The organism is Kribbella sp. NPDC051587 (genome assembly GCF_044453945.1).
GTDB lineage: Bacteria > Actinomycetota > Actinomycetes > Propionibacteriales > Kribbellaceae > Kribbella.
Map to the genome: position 1 here is coordinate 1 of NZ_JBITDE010000002.1, position 20,799 is coordinate 20,799.

Here is a 20,799-nt window from a genome sequence, read left to right on the forward strand (position 1 = left end):
CGGGGGTACTCCCGGCGATCCCTGGGGTCGCCATTTGGTGGGTTAGCCCGTGAGGTGGTGGGTTCTGGACTCGTATGCGGGTGCAGAACCCACAATTTGATGGGTTAACCCATCAAATGGGGATCAGGGGTGAGGGCTTGTGGGGGTGTTCGGCACGGTGGGTCACTTTGCAGGCATGCTCGCTACTGGCGGCAACCGAAGCCCGGAAGCTCAGGCGACGGGAACTGTGGTCGCTGACGGATCCATCTCCCTCAGCCACGCGCCGGACGCCAGCCACGCGTCACTGTAAGCCGGCCGCAGCGGCGAGGAACCACAGGCAGCATGCCCGGCCGCAGTTGGAGCGGCGAGCAACCACAAACCCACACCCCCCGGCCGCAGTTGGAGTGGCGGGCAACCATGCTCGCCGTACCGGCTGGCCCGGGGTTGGAGTGGCGGGCAACCATGCTCGTCGTGCCGGCCTTGCCGCAGGCGGAGTGGCGGGCGTGGGGCAGTGAATTAGGTGCGGAGGCGGGCGACCCACTCGTCGGCCGCCTTCGCGATCTGCAGCAGGACCGCGTCGAAGCCGGCGTCGGGGCCGTAGTAGGGGTCCGGTACGTCGGCGTCGGCGAAGAGTGAGATCGGTACGTCGGTGCGGCCGCGCGCTTGGCGGGTGAGTGCGGCCAGGTGGCCGGCGTCCATGGCGAGTACTAGGTCGCGCTCGTCGAACCAGGCGCGGTCGAACGCCCGGGCTCGGTGTGCGCGACCGTCGTACCCGTGTCGTCGTAGAGCTGCAGCCGCTCGCGGATCCATTGGGTCGCCTTCGTGCCAGCCGCCCGTACCTGAGCTGGTCACGACGACGTCGGAGATCCCGGCCTCGGCGAGCTTGGCGCGCAGGACGACCTCACCGATGGGTGACCGGCAGATGTTGCCGGTGCACACCACCTCCACGTGCCGCAAGATCAGCGGATCTCCGCTTTGTCCGGCAGGACGGCGTTGATGATCATGCCGACGACGCTGATGATCAGGGCGCCGAGGAGCGCGGACCAGAAGCCGTCGACGTGGAACTGGACGTCGAGCTTGCCGGTGATCCACGAGGTGAGCGCCAGCATCGCCGCGTTGATGACGAAGGTCAGCAGCCCCAGGGTGAGGATCAGCAGCGGTAGCGAGACCAGCTTGACGACCGGCTTCACGATCGCGTTCACGATGCCGAAGATCGCCGCGACGATCAGCAGTGTCAGGACCCGGCGGCCGGTGGTGGCGCCCTGCAGGGTGATCCCGCCGACGAGCCAGGCGGCGATCGCCAGAGCGACCGCGTTGGCGAGCAGCCTGATGATCAGATTCTTCATGGCTTGATCCTTCCACCCACCTGGTTGCCGCACGCTCCGTACACGCCCTGACCGGACCCTGAACTCTTGACACGAAAATGACCAAGTGATCAGATCAATGACGTGCCAGCCGTGATCCGCCGCAGCCTTCTCGACGACCTCGCCGCCTCGATGCTGGAGTTGATGGCCGATCGGAAACTCGCTCCCGGCGACCCGTTCGAGTCAGTCCGTGCACTTGCCGCGCGGTTCCAGGTCGCCGTACCGACTGTGCGGGAAGCGCTGCGCCGGCTCGAGGCGACCGGAGCGGTGGTGCTCCGGCACGGTTCCGGCGTGTACGTCGGTCCTAACGTCGGAAGGCTCGTTCTGGCCAACCCGCTCGCGCTCAAGCCGACAGCCGAGAGGCTGGTCGAGCTGGTGCAGGCGAGAGCACTGATCGAGCCACCGATCGCCGCACTGGCCGCCCACACTCGCAGCGAAGCCGCACTGGCTCAGATGGAAGCGGACCTCGGCAAAGCGGCCGAGCTGATCGCCGCGCGCGACCACGACCGGTTGGCCGAGGTCAACATGGACTTCCATCGCGCCCTGGCCCAGGCGTCCGGAAACGCGACGCTGGCCGAGGTGGTCGAGTCGGTGACCGTGGTGAACGTCCGCGAGCAGCTACAGATCCAGCTGATCCACGGTGATCGTGAGACCGACCTGGCCGAACACCGAGCGATTCTGACCGCGGTCCGCGCCGGCGACGCCGTACTGGCTGAGCAGTTGACCCGGGCTCACCTGGAAGGCGTTCTGGAGGTCCTCCGTGCGGATCGTTGACATCCGGGCGACCACGGTCACCGTCCCGCTGGAAGCGCCACTGCGGCACAGCAACGGTGCGCACTGGGGGCGGTTCGTCCGAACGGTGGTCGAGGTGGAGGCGGACAACGGACTGATCGGTCTGGGTGAGCTAGGCGGTGGTGGACAGAGTGCAGAGGACGCCATCACCGGGCTGAAGCCCTACCTGGTTGGCCATGACCCGGCGCGGACCGAGGCGTTGCGCTGGATGATCGCCAACCCGACCGCGAGTCTCTACAACAACCGCACGCAGCTGCTGGCGGCGATTGAGTTCGCCTGTCTCGACCTGCAGGGCCGGGCGCTCGGCGTACCGGTGCACGAGCTGTTGGGCGGCAAGGTGCGCGACCGGGTGCCGTTCGCTAGCTACCTGTTCTTCAGACACCCCAACGACGACGGTACGGGCGAGATCCGGACTGCTGACCAGTTGGTCGCCCACGCACAACAGTTGGTCGATCAGCACGGCTTCCGCGTGCACAAGCTCAAAGGCGGCGTCTTCGCACCGGACTACGAGCGGGACTGTTTCCGCGCGCTCGCCGAAGCGTTCCCGGGGCACCGCGTGCGCTTCGACCCGAACGGCGCGTTCAGTGTCGAGGAGGCGATCCGTTTCGCGCGCGGGATCGAGGACCTCGACAACGACTACCTCGAGGACCCTACCTGGGGTCTGAACGGTATGCGCCGCGTCCGCGCGAACACCCGGATCCCCCTGTCCACCAACACCGTTGTGGTGAACTTCGAGCAGCTCGCCGCCAACATCCTCAACCCTGCGGTCGATGTGATCCTGCTCGACACCACGTTCTGGGGCGGCATCCGCGCGTGTGTGAAGGCAGCCGGCGTCTGTGAGACCTTCCAGCTCGGCATCGCCGTGCACTCGTCCGGCGAACTCGGCATCCAGCTGGCAACGATGCTGCACCTGGGCGCCGTCGTACCGAACCTGGCCTTCGCCGCGGACGCGCACTACCATCACCTGCGCGACGACATCGTTGCCGGAGGCAAGCTCCCGTACGTCGACGGTGCCATCGCCGTACCGGATGGACCCGGGCTCGGCGTCGAGCTCGACCGGGACAAACTCGCCCAGTACGCCGAGCTCTACCGCGAGCTCGGCAACTACCCGTACGACCGAGACCCGGCCCGGCCGGATTGGTACCCGCTGCTCCCCAACACCGACTGGGCCTAGGTGGCGGGAGGTGTTGCGATGGCTTCGAGGAGGGACTCCTCGGCGCCGGCCAGGTGGCGGCGGAGCTCCTCGACGCATTCGTCGAGCTCGCCGCGTTCGAGCAGGCGGATCAGCTTGCGGTGGGAGGCGACCTGTTGGCGGGCGTCTTGGCGGAGCGCGTCGACCCGGGCCAGCGCGAGTCGGGCTTCTCCGGTGATCGAGTCCTGGGTGGCGATCAGGCGCTCGCTGCCGGTCAGGGCGACCAGGCTGCGGTGGATCGCCAGGTGCGTCTCGGTCATCGCCTCCGGGTCGGCGCCGTCCTGGGCGGTCGAGGCGAAGGTGCGCATCGCTTTGCGGACCCGCTCCCGGGCCAGGTCGTCGGCGTCGAACCAGGCGCGGATTCCGGCCGACTCGAGGACGAACCGGGCCTTGCAGATGTCGGCCACCGCGGCCGGGTGCAGGATCGCGACGCTGACGCCCTTGTTCGGCTCGCGGATCGCGAGTCCCTCGGTGACCAGCATCGTCATCGCTTCGCGGACGGTACTGCGGGCGACCCCGAGCGCTTCGGCCAGCGGCTGCTCGCGCAACGGCGTACCGGGTTCGAGGTCACCGGCGAACAGTGCGGAGCGCAGCGCGTCGACCACCCGGTCCACGGTGGTCGAGCGGTCTACCCGCAGCCGTTCGTACATAGAAAGATTCTCTTCCAATCCGCCGCCGTTGTCGCGTGCGGCGCGGTGCCGGAGCCAACCTGTGGATAACTCACGACACAATGACCTCGATCTGGGGGAAGATCTGCTGTGTAGTTGCCGCCCCGACACGCTGCGAGGAGAACAGGATGGAGAACAAGGCGCCCCTGCTCCTCGGTGGCGCGTTGATGGTCGTCTTCCTGCCGATCATCATCGTGGTGGCCCTGATCATCGGCAGCCTGATGAGCCTGCCGGACGCGGAGGCGGCCGACTGCGGCGGCCCGAGCGGCGGTGAGGTCAAGCCGTTCACCTGGCCGACCGACCGCAAGGAGGTCGACGAGGACTGGAGCGACGAGCACCAGGGCGTCGACTTCGACGTCGACGAGGAGACCCCGGTCGTCGCCGTCGACAGCGGTGAGGTGATCAAGGTCGCCGACAACCAGATCTGGATCCGGCACGAGAAGGCCGTCGAGTTCCACTACCAGTACTTCCACACGCTGTCGGTCAACGTCGGCGACAAGGTTGCCCGCGGCCAGCAGATCGGTACCTCCGGATCCGGTGACGAGGAGGAGGGGCTCAGCGGCGAGCACCTGCACTTCGAGCTCTGGGTCGACCAGAAGGGTGACGGCAAGCTCGTCAACACCGACCCCAAGGAGGAGTCGTTCGGCGAGACGCCGGCGCCTTCCGGGGGTGGCGGCTGCGGCTGCGGCGGCGGCCCGCTGGTCGGCAGCAACGAGCAGCAGCAGGCCTTCAACTACCTGGTCTCCAACGGCTACACCAAGGAGCAGGCGGCCGGCATCGTCGGCAACATGATCGAGGAGTCCCGGGGCGTCCACCCGATGATCCTGCAGAACACGCAGGCGACGGACATCACGCATGCCCGGGACGCGGAGAACAGTTCCCTCGGCTGGGGCATCGTCCAATGGACGCCGGCCGGCAAGATCATCACGAACTCGCGCAACGCCGGCGTCCCGTACGAGACGATCGAGACGCTGGCCTACCAGCTCGACTTCCTGCGCCGCCAGCTCATCGGCGAGACCCCCTCCTCGGAGAAGGTGGCCGGTGACGCCCTGCGCGCGGCCAAGACGGTCGAAGAGGCCGCCGTGATCTTCGCCGACAAGTACGAGCGGTTCGGCGGCCACGAGAATCCGAACGCCCCGACGTACGCGCTGCGCCGGACCTCGGCCCGCAAGGTGTTCGACCTGTACGCCGGTGGCACCGGTGTCCCGGGATCGGGCCCGGCCACCGCGTGTGCGGCGGGCAGCGGCAACATCGCCGAGGTCGCGAAGAACCTGGCCTGGGAGACCTCGGGTCACAACGGTCTCGGGACGAACGCGTCGGACGCGACCGTCGCCAAGCCGGAGTACGTGGCGGCGATGAAGAAGTACAACGACCCCAACGGTGAGCGCGCCTACACCGACTGCGGGCGGTTCGTCGCCACCGTGATGCACATGAGCGGTGCGGACCCGAAGTTCCCGCAGGTGTCGACCGGAGTGCAGTTCGACTACATGAAGACCTCCGGGAAGTACGATTCCTGGTTCGGAACCCCACCGGGCGGGATGAAACCCGGCGACATCCTGAACGGCCCCGGCCACACCTACCTGTACGTCGGTCCGTGGGGCGCGAAGGGGCAGGGCTTCGACTCGGCTGCCGCGTCGCTGTACGGCCACGTCCCCGAGGCCGGACACCTGTACAAGGTCGGCGTCCAGTTCACGGTGTTCCGGCTGAAGAACGCGCCGCAACCCACTACGGAACCGAAGGCCTGAGGAGGAGCAGCAGATGGAAGACGAGAACCGGCGGCCGCTGTTGATCAGCGCTGTCGTGCTCGGGGTCGTCGTCGTGCTGATCGGCGGCTTCCTGCTGTTCCGGGACCGGGGCGCGGTGGTGAGCGTGACCTCGATCCCGAACGACCTCACCCTGTCCGTCGACGGCCGGCCGGTCGACGCCAACGGCGAGATCAAGGTCAAGTCCGGCACCCACACGCTGACCGGTGAGCGCCGCGGTTTCCAGACCTACTCGACGACGTTCCGGGCCGGCAGCGGCGACGCGCTCAAGGTCAAGATGTACCTGTACGCGAACAGCGCCGAGGGCCGGGAATGGGCCAAGAACAACCCGGAGCAGGAGCACGAGCTGGAGGCCGAGGCGGGCCGCCAGTACGACGAGGGCCAGCGGCGACTCGTGCAGAAGTACCCGATCATCAAGCGGCTGCCGTACATCGGTCCCGGTTTCGAGGTGAACCGCACGACCTCGAAGTCCGACCCGAAGAACCCCGAGGCGATCTCGGTGACCGTCGACACCTGGACCGCGAAGGGCAAGGAGCTGGCCCTGGAGTGGATCCGGGAGGACGGGACGGATCCCGCCACCCTGGACATCATCTACACGACCAGTAGCACCAAGTAGTCAGTCGGCCGCCGGCAGGTGCAGCTCGCCGCCGGGAGCGCCGATGGCGGTGAGCGGGAAGTCGAGTGGGTTGGTCAGGCACCGGGCCGACCCGCCGCCCTTGTGGAACTCGCTCAGATCCACCAGTACGACGCGCAGCCCGAGGCCGGTGAGGATCTCGTGCAGCCGCGGTGAGCAGGCCGGCATGATGATCGTCTCGTTCACCACGAGCGAGTTGCCGCTGAAGGCGAAGGCCTCCTCGTCGGTGAGCACGATCGGGTCCGGCACGATCCCGGCCAGGTCGGCCTGGCTCGCGGCGTCGAAGGCCGGCGGGTAGATCAGCGCGTGCGTGCTGTCGACCGGGCAGAACGGCAGGTCGAGGTGGTACATCCCCTCGTGGGTGATCCGTAGCCCGCGGACCCGGACGTCCCACTGCGTCGCCAGCTGCTTGAGCGCGTCGGCCTCGGTCCGCGGGCCGTAGCCGACGACCAGGCTGTCCCCGAAGACGAACGCGTCCCCGGACTCGAAGTGCGGCCCGACGTCGTCGCTACCGGTCCGGCCGAGGTCGAACCCGTGGCCGACGAACCAGTCGGCCGCGGTCAGGGACTCCTTGCGCCGGGGCTCGAACCGCATGTGCGAGAGCATCGCCCGGCGGTCGGCCGTGGCCAGGCCGAGGTTCATCGCGTAGACCATGTCGGGGGAGTCCTGCCGCTGGGCGAGCACCTCGACCTCGCCGCCGGCGTCGACGATCGCCTGCCGCAGCGCGTCCCACTGCTTGAGCGTGAGCTCGGGGTCCGGCTGGTCCTGCGTCGACATGTACGGATTGATCACGTAGTCGATCCGGAAATGGTCCGGACGGACCATCAGATAGCGGCGACCCCACTCCAGCGGCTGACCCATGATCCCCTCCAGGATTTCCTGATTGTCCGACAATCAGTCAGTGTGCAGCCAACTTTCCGTCCGCGCAACACAGCCCGGCAGGGCGCATGTCACACCGCCCGGCAGGGTCTGGCCGGAGCGTGGTGTCAGGACTAACCTGCCGCTATGACTCCTGACCAAGGACTCCCCCCGGGCGTGCGCTTCCGCGGTTGTCTGGACGATGTCGCGGCTTACAAGCCCGGTCGTCCGCCGGCGGCCTCCGACGGCAAACCGTCGTACAAGTTGTCCAGTAACGAGAACCCGTACCCCCCGCTGCCCGGCGTGCTGGCCGCGGCGACCGACGCCGCGCAGCACATGAACCGCTACCCGGACATGGGTGCGGGCGAGCTGCTGGAGACGCTGTCGGAGCGGTTCAAGGTGCCGGCCGACGACTTTGCCGTCGCCACCGGATCCGTAGCGCTGCTCTACCACCTGCTCCAGGCCGCGGTCACCGCTGGTGACGAGGTGGTCTACGCCTGGCGCTCGTTCGAGGCCTACCCGATCGCGGTCCAGCTCACCGGAGCGACGTCCGTCCAGGTCCCGCTGACCGAGGACGCCCGGCACGACTTCAAGGCGATGGAGGCGGCGATCACCGACCGGACGAAGGTCGTCCTGGTCTGTACGCCGAACAATCCGACCGGACCGGTGGTGCACCGCGACGAGCTGCTCGCGTTCGTCGAGGCGGTGCCGTCCAACGTGCTGATCGTGCTGGACGAGGCGTACCGGGAGTTCGTCCGGGACCCGGAGGTCGTGGACGGGGTCGAGGTCTACCGCGACCACCCCAACGTCGTCGTCCTGCGGACGTTCTCGAAGGCCTACGGCCTGGCCGGCTTCCGGATCGGGTACGCGATCGGTCATCAGCCGGTGGTCACCGCGATCCGCAAGTGTGCGCTGCCGTTCGGGGTCAGCTACGTCGCGCAGGCTGCGGCCCTCGCCTCGCTGCAGGCTGAGGACGAGCTGCTCGCCCGGGTCGAGGACCTGGTCACCGAGCGGACTCGCGTGGTCGAGGCGCTGCGCGCCGCGGGCTGGCGGGTTCCGGACACCCAGACGAACTTCGTCTGGCTGGACCTGGGCGAGGCGACCCTGGACTTCACCGCGGCGGTTCAGGCCGAGGGCGTGTCGATCCGCCCGTTCCCGGGTGACGGCGTCCGGGTCAGCATCGGTGAGCGCGAGGCGAACGACCTGTTCCTCAAGGTCGCCTGCAGCTGGAAGTAGCCCAAAGAAAACCGGCCCTCGCTGGGACGAGAGCCGGGAAAGAAGTGCGGTGCCGGGAGGAGTGAGGCTTGCTCCCGGCACCGCTGATACTGCTGTCCGAATCAGTCACCCCACCGAGGTGGCTCGTTCGGGTCCTGCATCACTGACCAGGGAGGGTCAGTTGTTCTGCGACGTGGCCTGCTCGCAGGTCTTCAGCGAGTCCAGGGCGTTGTCGTTGTTGTCGAAGCCCAGGACGCCGGCCAGCGTGCCGACCGAACCGGCAACGCCGATGCCGTTCAGCGCGAGGTCGTTGTGGCAGGCCTGGAACGGGCCGACGTTGTTCCCGGAGACCGAGACCAGGTCGTCGCTCACGCGGTACCACTTGCTGTTGTTGTTCTGCTTGGTGCCCTGCTCGCAGGTCTTGACGGCAGTGGCGGAGTTGCTGTTGTTGTCGAAGCCGATGATGGCCAGGACGTCGTCAGCGGTTCCGGCGCCACCGATGACGGAGCCGGCAGCCTGGTTGTGGCACGCCTGGAACGGGCCGACGTTGTTGCCGTCGATGCCAACGAGGCCACCGTCGCGCTGGACCCAGTACCAGTGCTTCGCGCCGCCCTTGGTGTAGCCCTTGGAAGCGGACGAGACCTGGTCGGCCAGGTCGGTGCCCTGCTTCGCGCCGTCCAGCATGTTGGCGCTGACAACGGTGGCCAGGCCGAGGGTGGCGACAGTCGCCACGGCCGCGGCGGCGGCGATCTTACGAGTTACCTGCATTGTGCCAGGTTTCCTTTCGGGTTTGACGGGATCGTCTTAGGGAGTAACGACGCCTGCTATGCCCGGTTACAAACTTTTTTGTCAGCTATTGACATCGAGGCGGAAATCGCGCCGGACCCCATAGCCGAGCGGTGATGAGTTCCTTGACGGGGCAGCTAACCCCTGTCTGACCAGGCAGTTTGCCCGTCGATGGAGTGTTGCGGGACCGTGTGGAAGTTGTAGCGGGGGAATCCGTAACCGGCGCGGTGGTGCGTCGTTGAGTCAGCGCGGGTGACGGAAAAGTTCGGTGATTCGGAAGATTGTTGTCGATGGGCTCGGTGGCCGTCGAACCGGCAATACCACGATGAATCGGAATCGTCGGAACCATTGCCGGAGTTTCGCGCCGTGTTTTTTCGGGGCAGGGCGCGCCGACCCGGCACTTTGGCCCGCTGCCGCGCGCATCGGCAGCGGTGGGAGACCCGGGTCCTCTAGGGGGCCCGGGTTTTTCCTTCCTCCCACCTACTTCGCGGCGGCCCGCGGCCGGCGCTCGGCGGTGACCACCAGGGCGACCCCGCAGATGATCACCGCGCCGCCGGCCAGGATCTTCCAGGTCAGCGGTTCGTTCAGGATCAGCCACCCGAGCAGTACGGCGACCGCCGGGTTCACATAGGCGTAGGTCCCGATCAGCGAGATCGGCGCGTTCGCCAGTAAGTAGGAGTACGCCGAATAGGCCAGCAGCGACCCGAAGAGCACCAGGTAGCCGAGCGCGATCCAGCCGCTGCCGTGGATGCGATCGAGGTGCAGGCGCCCGGGCTCGCCGCGAACGACGCCGAGCACGACCATCGCCGTACCGCCGAAGAGCATCTCGTAGAGCGCGGTCACGAGCGGGTCCTTCGGCAGGCCGAGTCGCGGCGAGAAGCGCGAGCCGGTCGCCCACGAGATCGTTCCGAACACGATGAGCGCGATCGACAGCGGCTTCGCGCTCGTGTCACCGCCGGACAACGCCAGTACGGCGACGCCCGCGAACCCGATCAGGACGCCGAGCCAGGTCAGGGCGCGCGGGCGCTCGCCGCCGCCGACCCGGAGTGCCATCAGCCACAGCGGTGTCGCGGCAACCAGGAGTGCGGCCAGTCCGGACGGCACTGTCTGTTCGGCGATGGCGACCGCGCCGTTGCCGAAGGCAAGTAAGAGGAGACCGACGACGGCGGCACCGACCGCCTCGTGGCGGGTGATCCGGAGTCGGCGCCAGCCGGACTTGAGGCCGAGGATCAGCGCGAGGAGGGTGCCGGCCACGAGGAAGCGGCCCGCCATGCTCAGCATCGGCGGCATCTCGGCCTCGACCACGACCCGGATCCCCAGGTACGTCGAACCCCAGACGACGTACACGATCGCGAGCGCCGACCAGATCATCGCCGTGGACGCGCCGGCGGAGCTGCCGGCCGCCGCCGGGACAGTGGTCGGGGTAGGAGCGGCCATCCGAGCCTCCTCGCAGTCGTGCACTCTGTGTACCCGGCGGGCGTCAGGAGTGTTCATGCATGATGGTGCTTACGTTATGCGACGCAAGGGTTTTCCTGCCAGGGGTCAATCGACGGGTGGCGCATGTCACACCGGGCGGTTCGACGCTCACGCGCGGTGCGAGCAGGCGAAAAACCTGACCAGTGGGTGGACTGGTGTCTCGTGTCGAGACCGATTTCGGTACCGGCGTACCCGCGAGCGTCCAGACTGTTAGCGCATCAGGCAACTGCTCGGTACGGTGTGCCGCAAGTGGTGTGCATCAACCCCTGGATCCATGCGGTCCTGCCTGCGAAGCCTCACCCGGCGGAAAGGCCGGGCCCGTGCAACGTTGCGGTCGCGGCGATCCCGCGCTCGAACCCGAGGAGTGCATGTTGAGTGAGTCTGTCCCGGGGACTCCCCCGGAAGTGTTCGCACCCGTCGAGGTGCCGGTCAGTCCTTCCCAGCCTCCCGAAGAGGTCGAGTACGTCCAGCTCCTGACGCCCGAGGGTGAGCGCGTCGAGAACCCGGACTACGCCTTCGAGCTCGACGACGAGGCGATCAAGGGGTTCTACCGGGATATGACCGTGGTCCGCCGGATCGACGCCGAGGCGACCGCCCTGCAGCGTCAGGGTGAGCTCGGCCTGTGGGCGTCGCTGCTCGGCCAGGAGGCCGCGCAGATCGGTTCCGGCCGCGCGCTGAACAAGAAGGACATGGTCTTCCCGACCTACCGTGAGCACGGTGTGGCCTTCTGTCAGGGCGTCAACCCGCTGAACCTGCTCGGTCTGTTCCGCGGTGTCGACCAGGGCGCCTGGGACCCGAAGGACAACAACTTCGCGCTGTACACGATCGTCATCGGCGCCCAGACGCTGCACGCGACCGGGTACGCGATGGGTCAGCAGCGCGACCACGCCGTCGGCGATGCTGACACCGGCGAGGCGACGATCGCGTACTTCGGTGACGGCGCGAGCAGCCAGGGTGACGTGAACGAGGCCTTCATCTACGCCTCAGTGTTCAACGCACCCGTCGTCTTCTTCTGCCAGAACAACCAGTGGGCGATCTCGGAGCCGATCGAGCGGCAGTCCCGGATCCCGCTGTACCAGCGCGCCGCCGGCTTCGGTTTCCCCGGTGTCCGGGTCGACGGCAACGACGTACTGGCGACCTATGCGGTCACCCAGCAGGCGCTGAAGCGGGCCCGCGAGGGCAGCGGGCCGACGCTGATCGAGGCGTACACGTACCGGATGGGTGCGCACACCACCTCCGACGACCCGACGAAGTACCGGCTGTCCGAGGACCTCGAGCACTGGAAGCTCAAGGATCCGATCGAGCGGGTGCACGCGTACCTGACCCGGCACGCGGGCGTCGAGCACGACTTCTTCGAAGAGGTCGAGGCGGAGGCCGACAAGGTCGCGGCCGAACTCCGGGCCGGCTGCCTGGCGCTGCCGGATCCGCAGCTGACCGACTTCTTCCAGCATGTGTACGTCGAGGAGACGCCGCAGCTGGCCCAGCAGCGTGACCAGTACGCCGCCTACGCGGCGTCGTTCGAAGGGGAGGGCTGAGCGATGGCGAAGACCACTCTCGGCAAGGCCATCAACGCCGGTCTGCGGGCCGCGATGGAGGCCGACCCCAAGGTCATCATGATGGGCGAGGACATCGGCAAGCTCGGTGGCGTCTTCCGCATCACCGAGGGCCTGCAGAAGGACTTCGGCGAGGATCGCGTCATCGACACCCCGCTGGCCGAGTCGGGCATCATCGGCACCGCCGTCGGGCTCGCGATGCGCGGGTACCGGCCGGTCTGTGAGATCCAGTTCGACGGATTCGTCTTCCCGGCCTACGACCAGATCATCAACCAGGTCGCCAAGATGCACTACCGGTCCGGCGGCAAGATCAAGATGCCCGTCGTGATCCGGATCCCGTACGGCGGTGGCATCGGCGCGGTCGAGCACCACTCGGAGTCGCCCGAGACGTTGTTCGCGCATGTGAACGGCCTCAAGGTGGTGACGGCCGGCGACCCGGTCGACGCCTACTGGATGATCCAGCAGGCGATCGCCTCCGACGACCCGGTGATCTTCTTCGAGCCGAAGCGGCGGTACCACGAGAAGGCCGAGCTGGACGAGTCCGTCCCGCCGGCGCTCAAGCTGCACCAGGCGAAGGTGGTCCGCGAGGGCACCGACGCCACGCTGTTCTGCTACGGCCCGATGGTGAAGACCTGCCTGCAGGCCGCCGAGGCCGCGGCCGAGGACGGGCGCAACCTCGAGGTCGTCGACCTGCGGACCATCTCGCCGTTCGACCTGGAGACGATCTTCGCCTCGGTGAAGAAGACGCGGCGCGCGGTCGTGGTGCACGAGGCCACGTTCTCGTTCGGACCGGGCTCGGAGATCGCCGCGCGCGTGACCGAGGAGTGCTTCTACCACCTGGAGGCGCCGGTCCTGCGCGTCACCGGGTACGACACCCCCTACCCGCCGTCGCGGATGGAGGAGGAGTACCTGCCGGACCTGGACCGCGTCCTGGACGGCATCGATCGGGTGATGGGGTACTGATGGCCATTCAGCGCTTCAACCTGCCCGACGTCGGTGAGGGCCTCGTCGAGGCCGAGATCGTCAGCTGGAAGGTCAAGCCCGGCGACGTGGTCAAGCTCAACGACACCATCGTCGAGATCGAGACCGCGAAGTCCCTGGTGGAGCTCCCCGTCCCGTTCGCCGGCACCGTGCACGAGTTGCTGGTTCCTGAGGGCGAGACGGTCGACGTCGGTACGCCGATCATCGCCGTACTGACGGATGCACCCGAACCGGCCGCCGCGCCGGATGAGCCGGCCGACGGCGGTCGCACCGCCGTACTGGTCGGCTACGGACCGCGGACGACCGAAGCCAAGCGCCGGGCCCGCAAGGGTTCCGCGGCGTCCGCCGGCTCGCCGCCGGCTCCCGCCGCTCCGGCAGCCCAAGCACCCGCCCCAGCTGCTCCGCCGGCGCCTCTCGCCCCCGAACCACCAGTTGCCGTGGGCAACGGGGTGTCGGCTCATGTGCTGGCGAAGCCGCCGGTGCGGAAGTTGGCGAAGGATCTGGGGATCGACCTGGCGTCGGTGACGGCGAGTGGGCCTGGGGGGATCGTCACTCGGGCTGATGTGGAGAACCACGTGGCCGCGCCGGCGGCGCCGGCGTACACGGCGGCTCCTGTTGCCAGTGGGCTTGGGGACAGCCGGGTGCCGGTCAAGGGCGTGCAGAAGGTGATGTCGCAGGCGATGGTGGCCAGCGCCTTCACGGCGCCGCACGTGACCGAGTGGATCACTGTGGACGTCAGCGCCACCATGGAGCTGGTCGACAGACTCAAGGCGGACAAGGCGTTCCGCGACCTGCGGGTATCGCCGTTGCTGATCGTTGCCAAGGCGGTCACGCTGGCAGCCCGCCGGACGCCGATCATCAACGCGGTGCTCGACGAGCAGGCCCAGGAGATCGTCTACAAGGGCGCGGTCAACCTCGGCATCGCCGCGGCCACCCCGCGGGGGCTGATCGTTCCGAACATCAAGAACGCCGACTCGCTCACCCTGCCTGAGCTGTGCGCCGCCCTGGGCAACCTGGTCGCCACCGCCCGCGAAGGCAAGACGGCACCGGCCGACCAGGCCGGCGGTACCTTCACCATCACCAACGTCGGCGTCTTCGGCGTCGACGCGGGCACGCCGATCATCAACCCCGGCGAATCCGCGATCCTCGCCTTCGGTGCCGTCCGCAAACAGCCCTGGGTCGTCAACGACGAGATCGTCCCGCGCTGGATCACCACCCTGGCGCTCTCCTTCGACCACCGCCTCATCGACGGCGAGAAAGGTTCCACCTTCCTCGCCGACGTAGCCGGCCTCCTCGAAGACCCCGCCCGCGCCATGCTCTTCTAGCGGCGACAGTTCCTTCGAGCGCCTTCGGCGCGACCACCCCCGTGGTCGCGCCGACTGCTTTTTGGGCGGGGTATGTCCTGTCCAATAGGGGTGGGAAAGCGATGTCCGGAGGGTGACAACGTCGCCACTTGGCGTGTTGGTGTCAGCGGCATTTCCGCGCCTTGCCGGGGAATATGCGCAGGCATAGTGTCCGTCCGCGCGCTCCATCGGCGATGAATGAAAGTTGGAGGGGTAGGACGTCGGTTGGGGAGCCGGAGCGTTCCAGGCGGGAATTGGTGCTCCTGTCTGCAGGCCCGGCGTTGCGCGATCCGCCCAGCACCATTTTCGCGAAGGGACCACACGATGGTCTTGTTGCAGCATTCCCGTAAGCCCGCCACCGCTCTCGCGATCCTCGGCCTGTCAGTAGCCACCGCTGCTGCGCTGGGGACCACCGTCTCCAGCGCCGCGCCGAGTGCGGCACCCCCGCCCAAGCCGTCACAGGCCCAGTCGAAGACGTTCGCGGCCCAGTCCGCGTCGTCGCTGGTGGCGGACCGTCCCGCCGGACTCCATGCCGGCAAGAGCGACGCCTTCGTCGCCAAGCCGGTCATCTCGGATCCGTCCGGGCTGCAGTACGTCCCCTACGAGCGCACGTTCAAGGGTCTGCCGGTCATCGGCGGTGACTTCGTCGTGGTCACCGACGCGCAAGGCGCCGTCAAGGCCACCTCGGTCTCGCAGACCGCCGCGATCCCCGAACTCGCGACGAAGTCCGGCATCAGCGCCGCGACCGCCAAGGCGACCGCGACCAAGCAACTCAAGGTGGTCACCGCCAGCACCACGCCGACGCTCGCCGTGTACGCACTCGACGGCACGCCGAAGCTGGCCTGGCAGTCCCGCGTCAGCGGCAGCAACGGCAAGCAGCCCTCGAGCTTGTCGGTGTACGTCGACGCGGCCAACGGCAAGGTGCTCGGTACCAAGGAGCACGTGATGGCCGGCACCGGCACCGGTGTCTACAGCGGGCCCGCTCCGTTGCCCCTGGCAACTACGCAGTCCGGCAGCACCTACTCCATGAAGGACCCGGGCACCACGAACCTGTCCTGCCAGGACGCGGCGAACAACACGACCTTCAGCGGCCCGGACGACGTCTGGGGCAACGGGGTCGGGACCAGCCGTGAGACGGGCTGTGTCGACGCGCTCTTCGCCGCACAGACCGAGAAGAAGATGCTCACCGACTGGCTCGGCCGCAACGGCATGGACGGCAACGGCGGCGCCTGGCCGATCCGCGTCGGCCTGAACGACCAGAACGCGTACTACGACGGTTCGCAGGTCCAGATCGGCAAGAACACCGCCGGTGCCTGGATCGGTTCGATCGACGTCCTGGCGCACGAGATGGGCCACGGCATCGACGACCACACCCCGGGTGGTATCTCGGGATCGGGGACCCAGGAGTTCGTCGCCGACACGTTCGGTGCGGCCACCGAGTTCTACAGCAACCAGGGCGCGTCGTACGACCCGCCGGACTTCCTGGTCGGCGAAGAGGTCAACCTGGTCGGCAGCGGCCCGATCCGGAACATGTACAACCCGTCGGCGCTCGGCGACCCCAACTGCTACTCGAGCTCGATCCCGGGCACCGAGGTGCACGCGGCGGCCGGACCCGGCAACCACTGGTTCACGCTGCTGTCCCAGGGCAGCGGCGGCAGCCCGAACGTGCCGACCTGCAACAGTTCGACGGTGACCGGTCTGGGCATCCAGAAGGCCATCAAGATCATGTACAACGCGATGCTGATGAAGACGAGCAGCAGCTCGTACCTGAAGTACCGCACCTGGACGCTGACCGCGGCCAAGAACCTGTTCCCGGGCAGCTGCACCGAGTTCAACACCGTCAAGGCGGCGTGGGACGCGGTGAGCGTTCCGGCGCAGACGGCTGACCCGACCTGTGGCAGCACCGGTGGCGTCACCGTCGGCAACCCGGGCAACAAGTCCGGCGTCGTCGGTACGGCGATCGCGTCGTTCACGCTGTCGGCCACCGGCGGCACCGCGCCGTACACCTGGTCGGCCACCGGCCTCCCGGGTGGCATCACGATCGGCTCGTCGACCGGCACCATCTCCGGTACGCCGACCGCCGCAGGCACCTTCAACGTCACCGCCACGGCGACCGCGAGTGCCGGCGGGTCCGGTAGCACCTCCTTCACCTTCACCATCACCGGTGGCGGCGGGGGCTGCTCCGGCCAGGTGCTCGGTAACCCGGGCTTCGAGTCCGCCAGCGCGGCACCGTGGACTGCCTCGGCGGGCGTGATCGACGCCTCGACCGGTCAGCCGGCTCACGGTGGTACGAAGAAGGCGTGGCTCGACGGCTACGGAACGACTCACACCGACACGCTGAGCCAGTCCGTCACCATCCCGGCCGGCTGCCACGGCACCCTGTCCTTCTACCTGCACATCGACTCGGCTGAGACCACCACCACGGTCCAGTACGACAAGCTGACGGTGAAGGCGGGCGCCACCACGGTGGCCACCTACTCCAACCTCAACAAGGCCACGGGTTACACCCTGCGGTCCTTCGACGTCTCGGCCCTCGCGGGCACGACGTCCACCATCACCTTCACCGGTACCGAAGACAGCTCGCTGCAGACCTCGTTCGTCGTTGACGACACGAGCCTGAACCTGAGCTGATCTGCCCGCGAGGCCCCGGTAACCATCTGGTTGGTTACCGGGGCCTTCGTGGTGAGGCCATTCGATCCTGACGGAAGTTGTTGGTTTCTGGGGCTTCATGTCTTGTCGCCTCATCACGACGCGTGTAGCTTCCATCGCAGTGAGTGCCGCCCCACCCACAGATGGAGTCCCCTCATGCGCCGACATCTGCTCGCCTCCCTGCTCGGGCTGGTCCTGTCCGCGACCCTCGTCCCGAGCGCGGCACAGGCCGCCGTACAAGCCAAACCGGATATCGCGTCCACTCCACCGATGGGGTGGAACAGCTGGAACACCTTCGGCTGCAACATCAACGAGGGTCTGATCCGCGACACCGCCGACGCGATGGTCTCGTCCGGTATGGCGGCGGCCGGCTACAAGTACGTGAACATCGACGACTGCTGGATGGCACCGCAGCGGGACGGGAGCGGACGGCTGCAGGCGGACCCGGGCCGTTTCCCGAGCGGTATCAAGGCGGTCGCCGACTACGTGCACGCGCGCGGGCTGAAGCTCGGCATCTACTCGTCGGCGGGTTCCTACACCTGCCAAGGGCTGCCGGCCAGCCTTGGCCACGAGACGGTGGACGCGCAGTCGTGGGCGAACTGGGGAGTCGACCTGCTCAAGTACGACAACTGTGGTGAGCAGAACGGCATCCCGGCCACCACGCGGTACAAGACCATGGCTGATGCTCTGCAGGCCACTGGTCGCCCGATCCTCTACAGCATCTGCGAGTGGGGTCAGAACCAGCCATGGCTGTGGGCGGCCAACGCCGGCGGTCACATGTGGCGCACCACTGGCGACATCGCCAACAACTGGTCGAGTGTGATGTCCCTGCTGGACCAGCAGGTCGGACTGGAGCAGTACTCCGGCCCCAACGCCTGGAACGACCCCGACATGCTCGAGGTCGGCAACAGCGGCCTCACGTACGCCGAGAGCCGCGCGCACATGAGCCTCTGGTCGATCATGAACGCGCCTCTCGTTGCAGGCAACGACTTGCGCTCCATGCCCGCGTCCACGCGTGACCTGCTCACCGATCCCGACGTGGTCGCAGTCAACCAGGACTGGGCCGGTCGGCAGGGTGCCAAGCTCCGCGACGACGGTGACGTCGAGGTGTGGTCGAAGAAGTTGTCCGACGGTGGTGCAGCGGTTGTCCTGCTCAACCGCTCACCGAACACTGCCACCATCAGTACGACGGCCTCCGCGCTCGGACTGCCCGCGTCATCGGCGTACACGGTGAAAGACCTGTGGAGCAACGCCGTACGGGCCTCTGTGGGTAACGTGCGGGCACAGGTCGGCTCACACGACGCTGCAATGTTCCGCGTGACGCCGGGAGCTGCGGCGGAGGTGGCGCCGATGGTTGTCCCCGAGGCGGTTCCGGCGAAGGCTTACGTGTCGACCGCGGGACGGGTCGACGTACAGACGCAGTTGCACAACGACGGTCCGACCGCGGTGAGCGGTGCGCAGATCTCCCTGACCGCACCGGCTGCCTGGACAGCGACTCCGGACGGCTCGACGCAGCTGGGCACTGTCGGTGCCGGTCAGACCGGTTCGGTCACCTGGCACCTCGCTGCGAACAACCCTGCACTCGGTCCGGTCGCTCTGGCTACCAGTGCGAGCTGGACGTGGAACGGTAGCTCACAGAACGGCTCCGGAGCCGGCAGGTTCGTGGTGGCCAATCCACCGGCGCTGGGCCGTACGACGCTCTCCGACGGGACCTGGGTCTACGCCGACAACGGCTGGGGACCTGTGGAGCACAACATGAGTGTCGGCGAGCAGGCGGCCGGTGACGGTAAGCCGTTGACCGTTGCGGGCACGGTGTACCCGAAGGGCCTTGGTGTACACGCACCTGGACGCGTCGGGTACTTCCTGGACGCGCAGTGCACCACGCTGACCACCAAGGCGGGTATCGACGACGAGGTGGGTGACAAGGGTGAGGTGCAGTTCGAGATCTGGGCTGACGGCACCCGGCTCACGCAAGCCACTGCAACCGGTGCTGGTGGCGCTGTCACGCTCAACGCCAACCTGACCGGCGTACAGGTCGTGGAGCTCGTCGTCGACCCGAAGGGCTCTCCTGACTTCGACCACGCCGACTGGCTGGCTCCTGAGCTCACCTGCGTCGGTACGCCGCCGCCTGCGGGCAAGTCCAAGCTGGGCGACCGGCCCTGGACCGCTATGACCAACGGCTGGGGACCTGTGGAGCGCAACCGCTCGAACGGCGAGCAGCCTGCGGGTGACGGCCAGCCGCTCACCGTGGCCGGCACCGTTTACCCCTCCGGCCTGGGCGCGCACGCCAACGGCTCGATCGCCTTCCACCTGGGCAAGCGTTGCTCCACGCTGACTGTTGCCGTCGGCATCGATGACGAGGTCGCCGACCGCGGTCAGGTTCACTTCGAGGTCTGGGGCGACAGCACCCGGCTGGCCCAGGCCGACGCCACCGGCGCCGGCCCCGCCGTACCGCTGACCGCTGACCTCGCCAACGTCACCACGCTGGAGCTGCGCCTCGACTCGGCCGGCTCGGTCGACTACGACCACGCCGACTGGCTCGACCCCGAGGTCACCTGCAGCTGAAAATCGTTCGCCGCAAGCCACGCCGTCGGCAACACTCGACGGCGTGGCACTCGACCTGACGCCCTGGGGTCTGGGCGAACCCGATGCGGTCTCGGCACCCGAACATGGGTCGAACAACTGGGTCCGCTTCGTGCGTTTCGGAGTCGACACCTACGTCTACCGCCTGCAACGCAACGCCGATCCGCTCCGGGTGGCTGCGGAACAACGCCTGCTGTCCGAGCTCGGTCGCTGCGGCCTGTCATTCGACGTACCGGCTGCCCTTTCGACCACAGACGGCGCGACGACCGCGGAGACGCCGTACGGGCTGGCGACGCTGAGCCGGCAGCTCCCGGGCGCGCACCCAGCGCGCTCGTTGGCCGAGCTGGAGCAGGCCGGACGTGCGCTCGGTGAACTCGATGCCGCACTGGCCGAGTTGCCGCACGAGTTGGCACCTGTCGATTGGCGCCGTCCGCTCGCGACGATTCGCCCGGAGATCACTGATCTCGGTGCGCTGTGCCGGGAGCTTCAGCGTGAGCTACCTGGAGCTGTGACGGCATGGTTCGCCGAACGGCTGCCGGAGATCGATGCGGCAGCGGAGGAGCTACGGCGAACGCTGCCGGCTCAGATCGTGCACGGCGACTTCGCGCTCGGCAATCTGCTGGTGGCGGACGGCCAGGTCACAGCAGTGCTGGACTTCGAGGTCGCCGGACTGGACCTGCGCGCCGCCGATCTGGCGGCCGGCCTCTACCAGTCGACTGAGGAGCTCGATCCAGATCAGGTGGCTGCCTTCCGAGCGGGCTACGGCGTCGGTACGACGTTGTCGGCTGCCGAGGAGGACGCGCTGCCGACGTTGTTACTGCACCGGGCGATCGGCACCGTGATCTGGCGAGCGGGTGCCTGGCGCGCAGGCCACGCGAGTAGGGACGACGTCCTGGAGCGGCTGGCTGCGGCGTACAGATTGCAGGGATACATGGCGGGTCCGGACCAATTGCCCTCGTGAGA

General features: G+C 67.7%; 17 protein-coding genes. 11 read left to right on the top strand and 6 right to left on the bottom strand.

Going from position 1 to position 20,799, the window contains the following annotated elements:
• Positions 1 to 495: 495 nt before the first annotated feature.
• Positions 496 to 927, bottom strand: coding sequence for a low molecular weight protein-tyrosine-phosphatase (locus tag ACIA49_RS06165; protein ID WP_396376040.1), 432 nt, complete (start codon positions 925 to 927; stop codon positions 496 to 498).
• Between the two features lie 11 nt (positions 928 to 938).
• Complete coding sequence (locus tag ACIA49_RS06170) at positions 939 to 1,325, bottom strand: phage holin family protein (RefSeq protein ID WP_396376041.1); 387 nt, start codon at positions 1,323 to 1,325, stop codon at positions 939 to 941.
• 111 nt (positions 1,326 to 1,436) lie between these two features.
• Between ACIA49_RS06170 and ACIA49_RS06175 the strand changes: the two genes are divergently transcribed.
• Positions 1,437 to 2,117 carry a FadR/GntR family transcriptional regulator gene (locus ACIA49_RS06175; RefSeq protein WP_396376042.1) on the top strand — a complete coding sequence of 227 codons (681 nt, stop codon included), beginning with the start codon at positions 1,437 to 1,439 and terminating at the stop codon, positions 2,115 to 2,117.
• Positions 2,104 to 3,309, top strand: a complete 1,206-nt coding sequence (locus tag ACIA49_RS06180) for an enolase C-terminal domain-like protein (RefSeq protein WP_396376043.1) — start codon at positions 2,104 to 2,106, stop codon at positions 3,307 to 3,309. Before ACIA49_RS06175 ends, ACIA49_RS06180 begins: the two co-directional genes overlap by 14 nt.
• On the opposite strand, the gene ACIA49_RS06185 is transcribed toward ACIA49_RS06180, so the two are convergent.
• The gene (locus ACIA49_RS06185; protein ID WP_391543905.1) at positions 3,306 to 3,977 is read right to left on the bottom strand and encodes a GntR family transcriptional regulator; all 672 of its coding nucleotides are present in this window, start codon (positions 3,975 to 3,977) and stop codon (positions 3,306 to 3,308) included. The genes ACIA49_RS06180 and ACIA49_RS06185 overlap by 4 nt on opposite strands.
• Before the next feature lie 146 nt (positions 3,978 to 4,123).
• Between ACIA49_RS06185 and ACIA49_RS06190 the strand changes: the two genes are divergently transcribed.
• Together ACIA49_RS06190 and ACIA49_RS06195 are read left to right on the top strand one after the other, a co-directional pair.
• Positions 4,124 to 5,740 (top strand): phage tail tip lysozyme, encoded by a 1,617-nt coding sequence (locus ACIA49_RS06190; protein ID WP_396376044.1) that lies wholly within the window; start codon positions 4,124 to 4,126, stop codon positions 5,738 to 5,740.
• A 13-nt stretch (positions 5,741 to 5,753) separates the two neighbouring features.
• The gene (locus ACIA49_RS06195; protein ID WP_396376045.1) at positions 5,754 to 6,374 is read left to right on the top strand and encodes a PEGA domain-containing protein; all 621 of its coding nucleotides are present in this window, start codon (positions 5,754 to 5,756) and stop codon (positions 6,372 to 6,374) included.
• Here ACIA49_RS06195 and ACIA49_RS06200 read toward each other — a convergent pair whose 3' ends face one another.
• The gene (locus tag ACIA49_RS06200) at positions 6,375 to 7,286 is read right to left on the bottom strand and encodes a dimethylarginine dimethylaminohydrolase family protein (protein ID WP_396376046.1); all 912 of its coding nucleotides are present in this window, start codon (positions 7,284 to 7,286) and stop codon (positions 6,375 to 6,377) included.
• A gap of 111 nt (positions 7,287 to 7,397) precedes the next feature.
• Here ACIA49_RS06200 and hisC point away from each other — a divergent pair, with 111 nt between their 5' ends.
• Positions 7,398 to 8,486, top strand: coding sequence for a histidinol-phosphate transaminase (gene hisC, locus ACIA49_RS06205; protein WP_396376047.1), 1,089 nt, complete (start codon positions 7,398 to 7,400; stop codon positions 8,484 to 8,486).
• Between the two features lie 156 nt (positions 8,487 to 8,642).
• Here the strand turns inward: hisC and ACIA49_RS06210 are convergent, their stop codons facing one another.
• Positions 8,643 to 9,233, bottom strand: coding sequence for a hypothetical protein (locus tag ACIA49_RS06210; protein WP_396376048.1), 591 nt, complete (start codon positions 9,231 to 9,233; stop codon positions 8,643 to 8,645).
• 498 nt (positions 9,234 to 9,731) lie between these two features.
• Positions 9,732 to 10,688: an EamA family transporter gene (locus ACIA49_RS06215; protein WP_396376049.1), complete on the bottom strand. Its 957-nt coding sequence runs from the start codon at positions 10,686 to 10,688 to the stop codon at positions 9,732 to 9,734.
• A 407-nt stretch (positions 10,689 to 11,095) separates the two neighbouring features.
• Between ACIA49_RS06215 and pdhA the strand changes: the two genes are divergently transcribed.
• The 6 genes from pdhA (at position 11,096) to ACIA49_RS06245 (ending at position 20,797) form a co-directional block, all read left to right on the top strand.
• The gene (gene pdhA / locus ACIA49_RS06220) at positions 11,096 to 12,262 is read left to right on the top strand and encodes a pyruvate dehydrogenase (acetyl-transferring) E1 component subunit alpha (RefSeq protein ID WP_396376050.1); all 1,167 of its coding nucleotides are present in this window, start codon (positions 11,096 to 11,098) and stop codon (positions 12,260 to 12,262) included.
• Positions 12,263 to 12,265: 3 nt separating this feature from the next.
• The gene (locus ACIA49_RS06225; RefSeq protein ID WP_396376051.1) at positions 12,266 to 13,243 is read left to right on the top strand and encodes an alpha-ketoacid dehydrogenase subunit beta; all 978 of its coding nucleotides are present in this window, start codon (positions 12,266 to 12,268) and stop codon (positions 13,241 to 13,243) included.
• Positions 13,243 to 14,586, top strand: coding sequence for a dihydrolipoamide acetyltransferase family protein (locus tag ACIA49_RS06230; protein WP_396376052.1), 1,344 nt, complete (start codon positions 13,243 to 13,245; stop codon positions 14,584 to 14,586). The genes ACIA49_RS06225 and ACIA49_RS06230 overlap by 1 nt, the downstream gene beginning before the upstream one ends.
• Before the next feature lie 342 nt (positions 14,587 to 14,928).
• Positions 14,929 to 17,235 (top strand): M4 family metallopeptidase, encoded by a 2,307-nt coding sequence (locus ACIA49_RS06235; RefSeq protein WP_396376053.1) that lies wholly within the window; start codon positions 14,929 to 14,931, stop codon positions 17,233 to 17,235.
• 174 nt (positions 17,236 to 17,409) lie between these two features.
• A complete protein-coding gene (locus tag ACIA49_RS06240) occupies positions 17,410 to 19,818 on the top strand; it encodes an NPCBM/NEW2 domain-containing protein (RefSeq protein WP_396376054.1) in 2,409 nt (802 codons plus the stop codon).
• Between the two features lie 43 nt (positions 19,819 to 19,861).
• The gene (locus ACIA49_RS06245) at positions 19,862 to 20,797 is read left to right on the top strand and encodes a phosphotransferase enzyme family protein (protein ID WP_396376055.1); all 936 of its coding nucleotides are present in this window, start codon (positions 19,862 to 19,864) and stop codon (positions 20,795 to 20,797) included.
• Positions 20,798 to 20,799: the final 2 nt, after the last annotated feature.

Bases quoted from the DNA above. Each gene is read 5' to 3' on its own strand.
- ACIA49_RS06215 (WP_396376049.1), bottom strand. From the start codon at position 10,688: ATGGCCGCTCCTACCCCGACCACTGTCCCGGCGGCGGCCGGCAGCTCC.
- hisC (WP_396376047.1), top strand. From the start codon at position 7,398: ATGACTCCTGACCAAGGACTCCCCCCGGGCGTGCGCTTCCGCGGTTGT.
- ACIA49_RS06195 (WP_396376045.1), top strand. From the start codon at position 5,754: ATGGAAGACGAGAACCGGCGGCCGCTGTTGATCAGCGCTGTCGTGCTC.
- ACIA49_RS06185 (WP_391543905.1), bottom strand. From the start codon at position 3,977: ATGTACGAACGGCTGCGGGTAGACCGCTCGACCACCGTGGACCGGGTG.
- ACIA49_RS06235 (WP_396376053.1), top strand. From the start codon at position 14,929: ATGGTCTTGTTGCAGCATTCCCGTAAGCCCGCCACCGCTCTCGCGATC.
- ACIA49_RS06170 (WP_396376041.1), bottom strand. From the start codon at position 1,325: ATGAAGAATCTGATCATCAGGCTGCTCGCCAACGCGGTCGCTCTGGCG.
- ACIA49_RS06190 (WP_396376044.1), top strand. From the start codon at position 4,124: ATGGAGAACAAGGCGCCCCTGCTCCTCGGTGGCGCGTTGATGGTCGTC.
- ACIA49_RS06230 (WP_396376052.1), top strand. From the start codon at position 13,243: ATGGCCATTCAGCGCTTCAACCTGCCCGACGTCGGTGAGGGCCTCGTC.
- ACIA49_RS06240 (WP_396376054.1), top strand. From the start codon at position 17,410: ATGCGCCGACATCTGCTCGCCTCCCTGCTCGGGCTGGTCCTGTCCGCG.
- ACIA49_RS06225 (WP_396376051.1), top strand. From the start codon at position 12,266: ATGGCGAAGACCACTCTCGGCAAGGCCATCAACGCCGGTCTGCGGGCC.
- pdhA (WP_396376050.1), top strand. From the start codon at position 11,096: ATGTTGAGTGAGTCTGTCCCGGGGACTCCCCCGGAAGTGTTCGCACCC.
- ACIA49_RS06210 (WP_396376048.1), bottom strand. From the start codon at position 9,233: ATGCAGGTAACTCGTAAGATCGCCGCCGCCGCGGCCGTGGCGACTGTC.